The 12,947-nt window shown below is 76.0% G+C and carries 11 protein-coding genes; 4 read left to right on the top strand and 7 right to left on the bottom strand.

Features of this window, described 5'->3' with window-relative positions:
* The first annotated feature begins 125 nt into the window (after positions 1-125).
* Positions 126-893 (top strand): hypothetical protein, encoded by a 768-nt coding sequence (locus tag FHS37_RS14125; protein ID WP_184820904.1) that lies wholly within the window; start codon positions 126-128, stop codon positions 891-893.
* A gap of 70 nt (positions 894-963) precedes the next feature.
* Here FHS37_RS14125 and FHS37_RS14120 read toward each other — a convergent pair whose 3' ends face one another.
* Positions 964-1,788: a GntR family transcriptional regulator gene (locus FHS37_RS14120; protein WP_184820902.1), complete on the bottom strand. Its 825-nt coding sequence runs from the start codon at positions 1,786-1,788 to the stop codon at positions 964-966.
* Positions 1,789-1,978: 190 nt separating this feature from the next.
* Between FHS37_RS14120 and FHS37_RS14115 the strand changes: the two genes are divergently transcribed.
* Together FHS37_RS14115 and FHS37_RS14110 are read left to right on the top strand one after the other, a co-directional pair.
* On the top strand, positions 1,979-2,824 hold the full coding sequence (locus FHS37_RS14115; RefSeq protein ID WP_184820900.1) for a (2Fe-2S)-binding protein: 846 nt from the start codon (positions 1,979-1,981) through the stop codon (positions 2,822-2,824).
* 185 nt (positions 2,825-3,009) lie between these two features.
* The gene (locus FHS37_RS14110; protein ID WP_184820898.1) at positions 3,010-4,059 is read left to right on the top strand and encodes a DUF2637 domain-containing protein; all 1,050 of its coding nucleotides are present in this window, start codon (positions 3,010-3,012) and stop codon (positions 4,057-4,059) included.
* 78 nt (positions 4,060-4,137) lie between these two features.
* Here the strand turns inward: FHS37_RS14110 and FHS37_RS14105 are convergent, their stop codons facing one another.
* Both FHS37_RS14105 and FHS37_RS14100 read right to left on the bottom strand, forming a co-directional pair.
* Positions 4,138-4,635, bottom strand: a complete 498-nt coding sequence (locus tag FHS37_RS14105) for an ATP-binding protein (RefSeq protein WP_373304239.1) — start codon at positions 4,633-4,635, stop codon at positions 4,138-4,140.
* Positions 4,636-4,858: 223 nt separating this feature from the next.
* Positions 4,859-5,476, bottom strand: a complete 618-nt coding sequence (locus tag FHS37_RS14100; RefSeq protein ID WP_184820896.1) for a hypothetical protein — start codon at positions 5,474-5,476, stop codon at positions 4,859-4,861.
* A gap of 269 nt (positions 5,477-5,745) precedes the next feature.
* On the opposite strand from FHS37_RS14100, the gene FHS37_RS14095 reads away from it, so the two are divergent.
* A complete protein-coding gene (locus FHS37_RS14095) occupies positions 5,746-7,530 on the top strand; it encodes a helix-turn-helix domain-containing protein (RefSeq protein ID WP_375372302.1) in 1,785 nt (594 codons plus the stop codon).
* Between the two features lie 8 nt (positions 7,531-7,538).
* Here FHS37_RS14095 and FHS37_RS14090 read toward each other — a convergent pair whose 3' ends face one another.
* The 4 genes from FHS37_RS14090 to FHS37_RS14075 form a co-directional block, all read right to left on the bottom strand.
* Positions 7,539-9,284, bottom strand: a complete 1,746-nt coding sequence (locus FHS37_RS14090) for a pyruvate dehydrogenase (protein WP_184820894.1) — start codon at positions 9,282-9,284, stop codon at positions 7,539-7,541.
* A gap of 66 nt (positions 9,285-9,350) precedes the next feature.
* Positions 9,351-10,877: a protein phosphatase 2C domain-containing protein gene (locus FHS37_RS14085; RefSeq protein ID WP_184820892.1), complete on the bottom strand. Its 1,527-nt coding sequence runs from the start codon at positions 10,875-10,877 to the stop codon at positions 9,351-9,353.
* 128 nt (positions 10,878-11,005) lie between these two features.
* Positions 11,006-11,518 (bottom strand): methylated-DNA--[protein]-cysteine S-methyltransferase, encoded by a 513-nt coding sequence (locus FHS37_RS14080; protein WP_184820890.1) that lies wholly within the window; start codon positions 11,516-11,518, stop codon positions 11,006-11,008.
* Entirely contained in the window at positions 11,515-12,906 is a 1,392-nt protein-coding gene (locus FHS37_RS14075) for a DNA-3-methyladenine glycosylase 2 family protein (RefSeq protein WP_221499825.1), read from the bottom strand. The genes FHS37_RS14080 and FHS37_RS14075 overlap by 4 nt, the downstream gene beginning before the upstream one ends.
* Positions 12,907-12,947 lie beyond the last annotated feature (41 nt).

Here is a 12,947-nt window from a genome sequence, read left to right as displayed (position 1 = left end):
ACCCCACAACTTTGTGAAATCTTTCACCCGTCCTCTTGGCCCGGCCCCCTCGTTCGTGCTGAGATGCGGCCACCACTCAACAGCTCGACGGCGTGCTCGGGGAGGGCAACGTGGCGCATACCGCCATGTCTGGTAACGGAACGACCGCCGGTGACGATCCCCTCCAGACCGCGGTATGGCGGCTGCGCTCCCGTGCCTGCTGGGCCGACGCCGCCGCCCTGCTCGTGCCCGACACCCCGGCCGCGGCCCTGCAGCGGGCGTCGCTGCTGGTGGAGCGGTGCCTGTACACCGAGGCGGGGTGGGAGGAGGCCGAGGACGCGCTGCGGACGGCCGAGGCGCTGGCCCACACCGACGAGGAGCGGGGGGCCGCCGCTTGTGAACGCGGGTACGTGGCCTACGCCGCCACGCTGTTCGGTGTGCGCGACCGGTCCGACGAGGCGCGGGCCGCGCTCGGCCGGGCGGCGGCGCTGATCCCTCCGGGGGCGGCGGGGCGGGCGCTGCTGGACTTCCGGCGCGGGCTGATCGCCGAGAACCTCACCCGGTCGCCGCAGGCGGCGCGTGCGGCGTACCGGCGGGCGCACGCGGGCGCCACCTCCCACGCCGACCCGCTGCTGCTGTCCGGCACTTGGCGTCACCTCGCCGGACTCGCGCTGCGTGAGGGGGAGTTGACGGAGGCACGGCACGGCTTCGCCGAATCCCTGCGGATCCGCGAGGAGTTGGGTTACCTCGTGGGCACGGCCCCGGCCCTGGTCTCGCTCGCCGACACGGAGGCCGAGCCGGAGGCGTCCCGCCTGCGCGAGGAGGCCCGCCGTCTGTTCCGCCTCCTGGGCGGCGTCCCCACCTGGCTGGCCCACCGCCTGGCCCCGCCGGCCACGGGAGCGGCGACGGCGTAGCCGCGCACGGCCACGGCCCCGTCGCCCCGCGCGGCCGACCCGCACGACCGCCCCTCCCGAGCCGCCTCGGTCAGGCCGCTCCGGTGAAGTGCTCCCCCACCAGGGAACGCACCACCTCGAGGTCCCCCGCGATCAACGCGTCCAGCAGGGCCGTGTGTTCGTGGGCGTCGGCCACCAGTTCCGCCCGGCCGCGGACCCCGGGAACGGAGCCGACCAGGGGCCACTGGGCGCGGCGGTGGAGGTCCTCGGCGATCCGGACCAGCTGCTCGTTCCCGGCGAGGGCGAGCACCGCGCCGTGGAAGGCGCGGTCGGACTCGGCGTACGTGGCCCGGCAGCCGGAGGAGGCGGCGCGGACCGTGGCCTCGGCGAGGGGGCGCAGCTCGGCCCAGCGCTCGGCGGGCACGGTGCGGGCCAGCCGCAGCATCACCGGGACCTCGATCAGCGCCCGGACCTCGGCGAGCTCGGCCAGCTCCCGCGCGCCCCGCTCGACGACCCGGAACCCCCGGTTCGGCACCACCTCGACGGCGCCCTCGAGGGTGAGCTGCTGCATGGCCTCCCGCACGGGCGTCGCGGAGACGCCGAACCGCTCGGCGAGCACGGGCGCCGAGTACACCTCGCCGGGCCGCAGGTCGCCCGTGACCAGCGCGGTGCGCAGGGCGGCGAGGACCTGCCCGCGCACGGACGACCGCTGGACGACGGGCCGGGGAGCCGGAAGGGCCGGTTCGCCGTGCGTGTGCTCGCCGCGCGCGGCCCCGCCCTCGGCGCCCCGCAGACGCTCGCGCCCCCGGTCCGCGCCCCCCGTCCGGGGCTGGGCGGGCACCCGGAAGCGGCCCGCGCCGGCCGGGCCGGCGCCCGCGCCCCCCGCACCGGTGGAGCCCTGCGTGTCCTGCTTCACGGGTCCTCCTGCGGACGTATCGGTACGTGTCGGTACGTGGGGTCATGCGGGCGGGTCGGTACTCGTCCGTCAAGCACCATAAGCGCACCGGCCGTCAGTTCCCATATCGGCAATCTTCGGTAAGGTGAGCCTTACCTTTATCGGCCCGGCTCTCCGAGACGTGGCCCCACCCGTCGTGAAGGGGAAGCGCATGCCTGTGCCCGGTTCGGCCGTCGCGGACGCGTACGCCCGCCTGGCGGAGGTCTTCCCCGCACTGGCCGTCACCGAGATCGGCGCCGACGAGGAGCTCCCCCGGGGCGGCGGCTGGGTCGCCGCGTCCGCGCTCGCCGAGGGCGGGGCCGGCCTGGAGGCGTTCCTGACCTGGGACGACACCCAGGTGCTGCGGGACTACGGACAGCGGGCCCGCCCGGACGTGATCGCGAGCTTCGGCCTGCACCGGTACGCCTGGCCCGCCTGCCTGCTGATCACCGTGCCGTGGTTCCTGCACCGCCGCGTGCCCCGCTACCCCGTGACGCACGTCTCGTTCGACCGTGCCGCTCCCGGTCTCGCCGTGGGCCGGATGGCCGTACGCCCGGACGGCTTCGCCTGCCTGCCCGGCGACCCCGCGGCCGCGCTGCCCGGCGCCCGGGTGGTGCCCGACGAGGAGGCGCTGCGGGCGGAGGTGCGGTCCGCGGTCGCCGGCCACCTCGAACCCGTCCTGGCCGGCTTCGGCCCGCGCATGCGGCGGCGCGGCCGGGCCCTGTGGGGCATGGCGACCGACGAGATCGTCGAGAGCCTGTGGTACGCCGCCCAGCTGCTCGGCGAGGAGGAGCGGGCCATGCGCGAGCTGGAGCTGCTGCTGCCGGGCGCGACCAGGCCGTACGTCGGCGCGGCGGCCTTCCGCCGGCTGACCGGGCCCGGCGGGGAGCCGGTGCGCACCCGGGACCGGGTCAGCTGCTGCATGTTCTACACCCTGCGCCCCGACGACGTCTGCGCCACCTGCCCGCGCACGTGCGCCGCGGAGCGGTCCGGCCGGCTGGTCGCCCAGGCCGGCTGACCCCGCGCCGGTCGATTTATTCGAACTCGATTCCCTTCATTCAAGCGGCAGTTCGAGCGGAACGCCGCCCTGGGCATACCCTCACACTTCCTTGGCGGTCTCTTGCCCCGAATCCCCCTGAGAGCCGGTGGGATTGGGCCACTATGACGGGCGTTACGCCCCATCCCAATGCGAGGGACCCCTAGATGAGACTGACCGACATATCGCTGAACTGGCTGCTTCCGGGCGCCGTGCTGCTCCTGGGCATGCTGGCGGCGGTGGCGGTGCTGGCGCGCGGCAAGCGCTCCTCGGTCAAGGACGCGAGCGCGGACGACTCGTGGGAGCGCAGCGAGGAGCGCCGCAGGCGCAAGGAGGCCGTCTACGGCACCGTCTCCTACCTCCTGCTGTTCTGCTGTGCGGCGGTGGCCGCCGCGCTCTCCTTCCACGGGCTGGTCGGCTTCGGCGAACAGAACCTCGGCCTGTCCGACGGCTGGCAGTACCTCGTCCCGTTCGGTCTGGACGGCGCGGCGATGTTCTGCTCGGTGCTCGCCGTGCGCGAGGCCAGCCACGGTGACGCGGCCCTCGGCTCGCGGATACTCGTGTGGACGTTCGCCTTCGCCGCGGCCTGGTTCAACTGGGTGCACGCTCCCCGGGGCGTCGGCCACGACGGCGCCCCCCACTTCTTCGCGGGCATGTCCCTGTCGGCGGCGGTGCTGTTCGACCGCGCCCTGAAGCAGACCCGCCGGGCCGCGCTGCGCGAACAGGGCCTGGTGCCGCGCCCGCTGCCGCAGATCCGCATCGTCCGCTGGCTGCGCGCCCCCCGGGAGACCTACCGGGCCTGGTCGCTGATGCTGCTGGAGGGCGTGCGCAGCCTCGACGAGGCGGTCGAGGAGGTGCGCGAGGACAAGGTCCGCAAGGACGAGGCCCGGCAGCGCCGGCGCGACCAGCAACGGATGGAGCGGGCGCGGCTGAAGGCGATCAGCCGCGGCCACCGCGGTCTCGCGGGCCGGGGCGGCGGACGCCGGCTGGAGGCGCCGGCGGTGGAGCGCGGCTCCGACCTCGACGTGGTCTCCGCGGAGCCTGCCATACCGGCGACGGAGGCCCTGCCCGTGCGCGCGCGTCCCTCCCTGCAGCCGGTGCGCGGCGGCTCTGACGCGGTGACCGTCGACCTCACCGCCGAGGACGACACCCAGGCGCTGCCGCGCCTGGACTCCCTGGAGCGCAAGCTCAAGGACCTGGAGCAGCAGTTCGGCTGACGGCACGGAAGGCGTACGACGGGGCGGGACGCGATCCGCGCGGGCCGCGCCCCGCCCCGTTCGTGTGCCGGGCGGGCCTCAGGCGGCGTCCGCCCCGAGCGCGAACCAGACCGCCTTGCCCACCCCGTGCGCCCTGACCCCCCACGCGTCGGCGAGCGACTCGACCAGCACCAGGCCCCGTCCGTGCGTGCCGTCGTCGGCGTCCGGCACGCACGGACGGGGCTCGCGGGCCACGAAGTCCCGCACCTCGACCCGCAGTCCCCGGGGTCCGACGGTGGCCGTCAGGACCGCCTCCCGGTCGGTGTGGACGAGCGCGTTGGTGACGAGCTCACTGGTGAGCAGTTCCGCGATCTCGGACTGCTCCGGCCTCCCCCACGGTCTGAGCAGTTCGCGCAGCGCCCTGCGGGACTCGGGCACCGCCCGCAGGTCCGCCCGGCCCAGCCGGCGCATCAACCGGGCCGCCGGCGCCCGCGCCGCCGCGCCGTCGGCCGTCGTGTCGTCGGCCGCCGCCTCCACGGTCCTCACCGAGGAGGCTCCGACCGTGACGGAACCGCCTCCTCGTATCCGCCTCTCCATGGTCCCCCGCCCGCGTGCCGATGTCGGTTCCCTGCTGCTCGAACACGTTCACGGGAATGCCTGCCCCGTCACCCGCGCGGCAGTCGTGCCGAACCGTCGACGACCGGTTGTTGGCCGAAGTGCGATGGCCACGCAACCGCGCGGGGCCGCCCTCCCGACCCCCGTGGCGAGAGGACGACCCCGGCTTCCGCGGTGGCTGCGGTGGCTGCGGTGGCTGCGGTGGTCAGTACAGCTTGTCGACGGCCTTCGTCGTCGTCTTCTTGAAGGCGGCCACCGGGGCGTCGCCGAAGTCGCCCATCTGCCCCCAGCCCACGACGGTCACCGTCCTGCCGTCCCGTCCCACGGACAGCAGGTGGACGTCCGTGGCGCCCCAGGACGTGGTGGTGTGCAGGCCGTGCACCCGCGCGCCCTCCTCGACCGGCAGCGAACCGTAGGACCGGCCCTCGGCCTCGATCTCCGGATCGGACTGCTCGATCCGGTCCGCGCAGGAGCGGATCTCCTCGTTCAGCAGGGCGGCCAGCGCCTTGCCCTTGGCGGCGGAGCCCGTGACGACGGTGGTCTGCACGGCGCCGGTGTCCAGGTCGGTGCGGAAGACCCGGTGCCGGTAGTCGTAGGCCGGCACGCCCTCGCCCAGGCAGTGGGCGAGCTCCGCCGGGAAGCCGTCGGTGACCGGGCCCGCGGTCCAGCCGGACGACGGGTGCGGCGGCAGTTCGGACGCCGCGAGGAACCTGGGCGCGGCCTCCTTCGGCGCGGCTCCGGCGGGCGCCGTCAGTGCCGTCCCGGCGGTGAGGACTGCGACGGTGAGGGCGGCCAGGGCGGCGGCTCGGGTGCGCTTGGGCATGGGTGTCCCCCGTGAGGAGTGCGAAGCGGAATGCGTGGTGAGACGCGGAACGGTGCGCCGGGAGGCGGCCGGGACGGTCCGTCCGGCGGCCTCCGGGGCGGTACCGGGAGCATCGGCCGTCTCAGGAGGCGGACGCAAGCGCCGCCGCCGGATTCACCGGCGTGGAACCGTCCCAGCCCCTTTGACGTGCAGGTACATGAGGTGCCTGGGATGCCCGGGACGCCTGCGGGACAGGGTCCCCGGGCCGGATCGGGCCGGACGAGTGCGGGGTGACGGTGTCGGCACAGGACGACGTGGCGCGGTTCGCGGCGCTGCTGCGGGAGCTGAAGGAGCGCACGGACCGCAGTTACGGTTCGTTGGCCCGCCGCCTGAGCATGAACACCTCCACGCTGCACCGCTACTGCGCCGGCGAGGCGGTCCCCGTCGACTTCGCGCCCGTCGAGCGCTTCGCCGCCCTGTGCGGTGCGTCGGGTGGGGAACGCCTGGAGCTCCACCGCCGCTGGCTCCTCGCGGCGGCGGCGCGGCAGCGGCCGCGCCCGGCGGTGGGGGCCGGCGACGAGGACGCGGGGCCGGGCTCGGGCTCGGGCTCGGGCGAGCAGGATGCCGCGACGCGGGGACGGGCGGGCGGTGGAACGCCCGGAACGGCGGACGGTGCGCACGACCCGGCGGCCGAGCACGCCACCGTCGAGGAGCCGGTCGCCGGGTGCGGGGTCCCCGACGGCCCGCACCCGGCTGACGCCCGGCTCCTCGGAGCCACCGCCGTCGGCCCGAACCGTCCGGACGGGACGGCCGCGCCGGCGGACGCCCCGAACGGACCGGCCACCGCGCCGGACGCCGAGAACCGACCGGCCACCGCACCGGGCACACCGGGCGGAACGGCCCCCGCCCCCCGCACCGACGGCAGGCCCGCCCCCCGCCCCGACGCCGGAAACCGGACGGCCACCGGATCAGGCCGCACGGACGGGGAGTCCACCGCACCGAAGGCCCCGGGCGGACCGGGTGTCCCGGCGGGCGCGGCCGGAGGGGTCGGCGGCGGGGCCGGGGAAGCCGGGCGCGTGGACGACCCGGTGGTCGAGGAGGACGTCGTGAGCGGTCCCCCGGCCGCCGGCGGGCGCGGCCGGCCCTGGTACCGCCGCCGCGAGCGCGTCGCCGTCGCGCTGGCGGCCGCCTGCGCGCTGCTCGCCACCGTGGGAAGCCTCTCCGCCCTGCCCGACGACGGCCGGCGTTCCCCGTCGGCGGGGGACCCCCCCCCCGCCGCCCCGGGCGCCGCCCCGGCGACGGACCCCGCGGCGCCCCGCCCCCACGCCCCGTCGCCCGCCCCGTCCGCCTCCGCCTCCGCGGCGCCGGACGAGGGCCCCGCCGTCACCGGTGCGCCGCGCAGGCCCTCCGCCCCGGCCGCCGGCCCGGCCGCCCCGGCGGACTCCGCCCCCGCCGGGCCTCCCCTCACCTGGACGGCCGACTCCCAGGTGTGGGAGCACGGCTGCGGTCATGACTACGTCATCGCCAGGCCTCCGGAGCAGGTCCCCCCGCCGCCCGCCCCGCAGGACGCCGGGACCTGGGCGGCGACGCAGTCGGCCGTGCACGGGGGCGAGACGACCGTCGCGCTGTCGGTGCAGGGGACGTCCGACACGGCCGTCGTCCTCACGGCGCTGCGCGTCCGCGTGGTCGGCCGCGGTGCCCCCGCCCCGGGGAACGCGTACGCCATGGACCAGGGCTGCGGCGGCGCGCTCACCCCGCGGCACTTCGCCGTGGACCTGGACAAGGACCGGCCGCTCGCCCGCGCGGTCGCCGGGAACGACGCCGGGACGCCGGTCCCGGCGGTGCGCCTGCCCTACCGGGTGTCGGCGACCGACCCGGAGGTGCTGCTGGTCACCGCCCGGACCGGCAGCTGCGACTGCCGCTGGCACCTGGAGCTGGACTGGTCCTCCCGGGGCCGCACCGGCACCGTCCGCGTCGACGACCACGGCCGCCCGTTCCGCACCAGCGGCACCGGGGGTCTGCCCCGCTACGCGTACGACACCTCCACCCGGCGCTGGGCACCCCGCGCGGCGTGACCGCGCCGCTACGGCCGGGGCACGTTGCGCAGGTTCGACCGGGCCATCTGCACCATCCGGCCGACCCCTCCGTCCAGCACGATCTTGGAGGCGGACAGGGCGAAGCCGGTCACCATCTCCTTGCTGATCTTCGGCGGGATGGACAGCGCGTTGGGATCGGTGACGACGTCGACGAGGGCCGGACCCTTGTGCTTGAACGCGGCCTTCAGTGCCCCCGCGAGGTCCTTCGGCTTCTCCACCCGCGCCCCGTAGGCGCCGCAGGCGCGGGCCACGGCGGCGAAGTCGGGGTTCTTCATCGCGGTGCCGTGCGAGGGCAGGCCCGCGACCAGCATCTCCAGCTCCACCATGCTCAGCGAGGAGTTGTTGAACAGGATCACCTTCACCGGCAGGTCGTACTGGACGAGGGTGAGGAAGTCCCCCATCAGCATGGTGAATCCGCCGTCGCCGGACATCGACACGACCTGCCGGCCCCGGTCGGTGAACTGTGCCCCGATCGCCATCGGCAGCGCGTTGGCCATCGAGCCGTGGGAGAAGGAACCGATGATCCTGCGGCGGCCGTTGGGCGAGATGTAGCGGGCCGCCCAGACGTTGCACATGCCCGTGTCGACGGTGAAGACGGCGTCGTCGTCCGCCATGTCGTCCAGCACGGACGCCACGTACTCGGGGTGGATCGGCACGTGCTTCTCCACCTTCCGGGTGTACGCCTTCACCACCCCCTCCAGCGCGTCCGCGTGCTTCTTCAGCATTCGGTCGAGGAACTTCCGGTTGTCCTTGGTGCGGACCCGGGGCGTCAGACAGCGCAGCGTCTCCTTCACGTCGCCCCACACCGCGAGGTCCAGCTTGGAGCGCCGGCCGAGGATCTCGGGCCGCACGTCGACCTGGACGATCTTCACGTCGTCGCCGGGGAGGAAGGCGTTGTACGGGAAGTCGGTGCCGAGCAGGATCAGCAGGTCGCACTCGTGGGTGGCCTCGTAGGCCGCGCCGTAGCCGAGCAGTCCGCTCATGCCGACGTCGTAGGGATTGTCGTACTGGATCCACTCCTTGCCGCGCAGGGCGTGCCCGACCGGGGACTTGATCTTCCCGGCGAACTCCATGACCTCGGTGTGCGCGCCCTTGGTGCCGGCACCGCAGAACAGGGTGACCTTCTCGGCCCGGTCGATCATGTCGACGAGGCGGTCGATCTCCTCGTCGCCGGGGCGGACCGTGGGCCGGGAGGTGACCAGGGCGGTCTCGGGGGCCTGGTCCGGGGCGGGCTCGTCGGCGAGGTCACCGGGCAGGGAGACGACGCTGACGCCGGAGCGGCCGACCGCGTGCTGGATGGCGGTGTCCAGCAGCCGGGGCATCTGCCGGGGGCTGGAGATCAGCTCGCAGTAGTGGCTGCACTCCCGGAACAGCTGGTCGGGGTGGGTCTCCTGGAAGTAGCCGAGACCGATCTCGCTGGACGGGATGTGGGAGGCGAGGGCGAGGACCGGGGCCATGGAGCGGTGGGCGTCGTAGAGGCCGTTGATGAGGTGGAGGTTGCCGGGGCCGCAGGAGCCGGCGCAGGCGGCCAGCCGACCGGTGACCTGGGCCTCGGCACCGGCCGCGAAGGCGGCGGTCTCCTCGTGCCGGACGTGGATCCAGTCGATGGCGGAGTTGCGGCGCACGGCGTCCACGACGGGGTTGAGGCTGTCCCCGACCACGCCGTACAGGCGTTTGACTCCCGCGCGGACGAGGATGTCGACGAACTGCTCCGCGATGTTCTGTTTGGCCATGGTTTCCGTCTGCCCCTCGGGTGCCGGAGATGCCTGACGGATTCCATGAATTCACACCGGACGCGCTCACGCCTCCCAGACGCCGACGGCCGTACGGTCGTCGGCGTACCCCTTCACCCGGACCTGGGTGTCCGCCAGGTACGCGGCCAGGCCCGGGGGTTCGGGATCCGACCACCGGTCGGCCAGGTGGGCGCGGAGTCCGGGTTCGCCGCGCAGCGGGTCGGCGAACCCGGCGCCGCACATCAGCAGGACGTCACCCGGGCGGGCTACGGAGGTGCGGAAGCGGAAGGGTTCGCGGGGCGGTTCGGGGGCCGGCTCGTACGGGCTCGGGGGCGTGGGGATGCCCAGGTCCATGGTGAGGCGGTCGCCCTCGGGGGTCTCGGAGGGCGGCGAGCCGAAACCGACGACGGGCTCCCCCTTGACCTCGGCGGCCTGCGGTTCGATGTCCTGCCACGCGCCGTCCCGCAGCCGGAACAGCCCGCCGGGGCCGACCCCGAAGAAGACGCGGGTGCGGCAGTCGGGGTCGGCGGGCAGCAGGAGGCAGCGCAGGGTGGCCGCGTAGGCGTCGGGTTCGAGGCCCTGCTCGGCCGCGCCGGCGCGGAGCCTGCCGAGGCTGCGGTCGGTGAGGCGGTGCAGACCGGACTTGAGGTCGCCGCGCCGGGCGGCCCTGATGTCCTCGACGAGGCGGGCGTGGCTGCGGCCCACCGCCCGGCCGATCCACCGGCAGGCCTCGGCCGCGGCGCGGTGCGCCCCGGGCGCGGCCCGGCTCCCGGTCGCGACCGCCACGAGGACCAGCGCCCGCTCCCCCGTCCCGAACCGCGCCGCCAGCAGGGCGTCGCGGCGCGGTTCCCCCCGGTACCGCGCGGAGTCCCCGCGCACGGAGGCGGCCCGCAGGGTGCAGGCCCCGTAGCGGGCGCCGTCCAGCACGGTGTCCGGGACCAGGCCGTCCAGCTCGTCGGGGTCGGCCGCCGGGAGGGCGGTGGGTTCGGCGTCGTAGGTGGGCGGCCGGGAGCCGACGTGCGCGCGGGAGGGGGGCGGGTCCGGGGGCGGTTCGAAGCGCGGGGCGCGGGGGTCGGCGGTGGTGGGGGCGGGAACGGCCGGCGGGGGTTCCCGCGGGGGCGGGGGTGCGGCCGGGGCGCCGTCCGGCGCGGCCCCGTCCGGCCGGCCGGCGTCCGTCGCGAAGGTCACGGGGCCCTCCGGGACGGCGGACGGTGGTTCCCACGGGGCGCGCTGCGGGGGTAAGGCCGGCCGGCGCGGAGGGGCCGCCGCCGTCCCGTCGGGGAACGGCCGGGGCGCCGGGACCCTGGGGACGGGGGACACGCCCGGCGGGGACGCGTCCGGCGAGGGCGGGACCGGCGGCGCGGCGTCCCTCGGGGGCGGGACCGGCGGGAGCGTGTCGGCCGGAGGCGGTCCCGGCGGGAGCGGGTCCGCCGGGGGCGGGTCCTCGTGCAGCGCTCCGGACGCCGAGGCGAAGCGGTCGTCCAGGGAATCGGGCGCGGTCGCGGCGCCCGTGTCACCGACGGCGGCGTCGCCGTACAACTCCTCCCACCAGTCGTCCTCGTGACCGGCGGGCCTTCCCCCCTGCTGGCTCATGCCCCCAATTGTCCACCGCTCCGGCCGGATGAGAACGGGGCAACCGGAAAATCCGTGCCCCGCACCGCGTCCGGGACGACCTGCCGGGTGAACGGTGGGACGACTGTGCGGCACGAGCCGCACCGCGCTCACGGCCGCAGCGCGCCCTCGTGCGCGAGCAGCCGCACCTTCCGCTCCAGCCCGCCCGCGTACCCGGTCAGCGACCCGTCGGCGCCGATCACCCGGTGGCAGGGGCGGACGATCAGCAGGGGGTTCGCGCCGATCGCCCCGCCGACGGCCCGTACGGCGGCCCGGGGCGCGCCGATCCGCGCCGCGATCTCGCCGTAGGACACGGTGGTCCCGTAGGGGACGTCGTCGAGCGCGGCCCAGACCTTCTCCCGGAAGGGGGTGCCGGCGGTGCGCACGGCCAGCCGGAACTCCTCCAGCTCGCCGGCGAAGTACGCGGCGAGCTGCTCCTCGGCCGCGCGGAACGGCCCCGGGTCCCGCCGGCCGTCCTGCGCCGTGCGCCCGCCCTTCTGCCCGGGCACGGAGAGCGAGGTCAGCTCGCCGGCCGGGGTGGCGGTGAGCAGGAGCGGCCCGACGGGGCTGTCCACACTCGTCCAGTACGTCGTGGTGGCGGTCGTGGTCGTCGTGGTGGTCATCGGTACTCCAACTCCCCTGCCGTGCGCAGGTGGTTCAGGGCGTACGAGCGCCAGGGGCGCCAGCTGTCGGGGACGTCCGGGCCGGGCGGGGCCACGTCCGGGTCGCCGAGGGCACGGGTGCGGATCTCGGCGATCGTACGGGCGTCCAGGCCGGGGACGGCGGCCAGGGCGTCCTGGGCGTCGTCCCGGTCGGCGCCGGGGCCGAGGCGTACGGCACCGTCGGCGAGGGCGGCGGTGAGCGCGCCCAGGGCACCGCCGGGCTCGGCCTCGGCGAGGACGCCCGGTTCGGGGAACAGGTGGGTGAGGCCGGCGCAGGGGGCATCCAGCCGCTTGCCGTACCGCTGCACCAGCCGTGCGGCCTCGTCGCGGCCCACCAGGGCGCGCACCGCCAGCTCCTCCGGATCGGCGGCCCCCGGCGAGCGCAGTCCGGGCCGGGCGGCGACCAGCGGGGCGAGCCGGGGGTCGGCGCCGAGCCGTTCGTCGACGGCGTACGGGTCGGCGTCCAGGTCGAACAGCCGCCGCAGCCGCTGGACGGCGGTGGTCAGGTCGCGCGGGTCGGTGAGGTGGACGCGGGCGTCGAGCCAGCCGCCGGGATGGGCGCCCGACCCGGTGCGCGCGGTGCCGGGGCGCTCGTCGACGGCGGCGATGCCGGTGCCGTAGGGGAGCCGCAGCGTCCGCCGGTAGGTACGGGCGCCGGGTGTGCCGCGCACGTCCTCGACGCCCGGGACGGCCTCGCGTTCCAGCAGGTCGAAGACGGGGCCGGACGGGTAGGGGCCGCGGTGGGCGAGCCGCAGCGGGATCCCGGCGGTGGGGGCGCCGGCGCGGCGGTCGCGGGGCGCGGCGGCGCGCAGTTCGCTGGGCGTGGCGGCGTACACGGCCCGGACGGTGTCGTTGAACTGCCGCACGCTGGCGAATCCGGCGGCGAAGGCGATCTCGGTGACCGGGAGCCCGGTGGTCTGGAGCAGCACGCGCGCGGCGTGCGCCCGCTGCGCCCGGGCGAGCGCGACGGGCCCGGCGCCGAGCTCGCCGGTGAGCTGCCGCTGCACCTGGCGGGCGCTGTAGCCGAGCCGTGCGGCGAGTCCGGCGACGCCCTCGCGGTCGACCACGCCGTCGGCGATCAGCCGCATGGCGCGGCCCACGACGTCGGCCCGCACGTTCCACTCGGCGGAGCCGGGGACGGCGTCCGGGCGGCACCGCCGGCAGGCCCGGAAGCCGGCGCCCTGCGCGGCGGCGGCGGTCGCGAAGAACCGCACGTTGCGCCGGTTCGGCGTGACCGCGGGGCAGCTGGGCCGGCAGTAGATCCCGGTCGTCCGCACGGCGAAGAAGAACGCCCCGTCGAACCGGGCGTCCCGGCTGCGCACCGCCTCGTACCTGCTGTCCTCGTCCATCACGCCGTCCAGTCTCCGCCGGCCGGGGGGTCCCGGCTGGC

Origin of the sequence: Streptomyces griseomycini, assembly GCF_014203535.1 — a bacterium.
GTDB classification, from domain to species: Bacteria; Actinomycetota; Actinomycetes; order Streptomycetales; family Streptomycetaceae; genus Streptomyces; species Streptomyces griseomycini.
The sequence above is the reverse complement of the archived record's forward strand: the minus strand, read 5'-3'. Positions and strand labels throughout refer to the sequence as shown.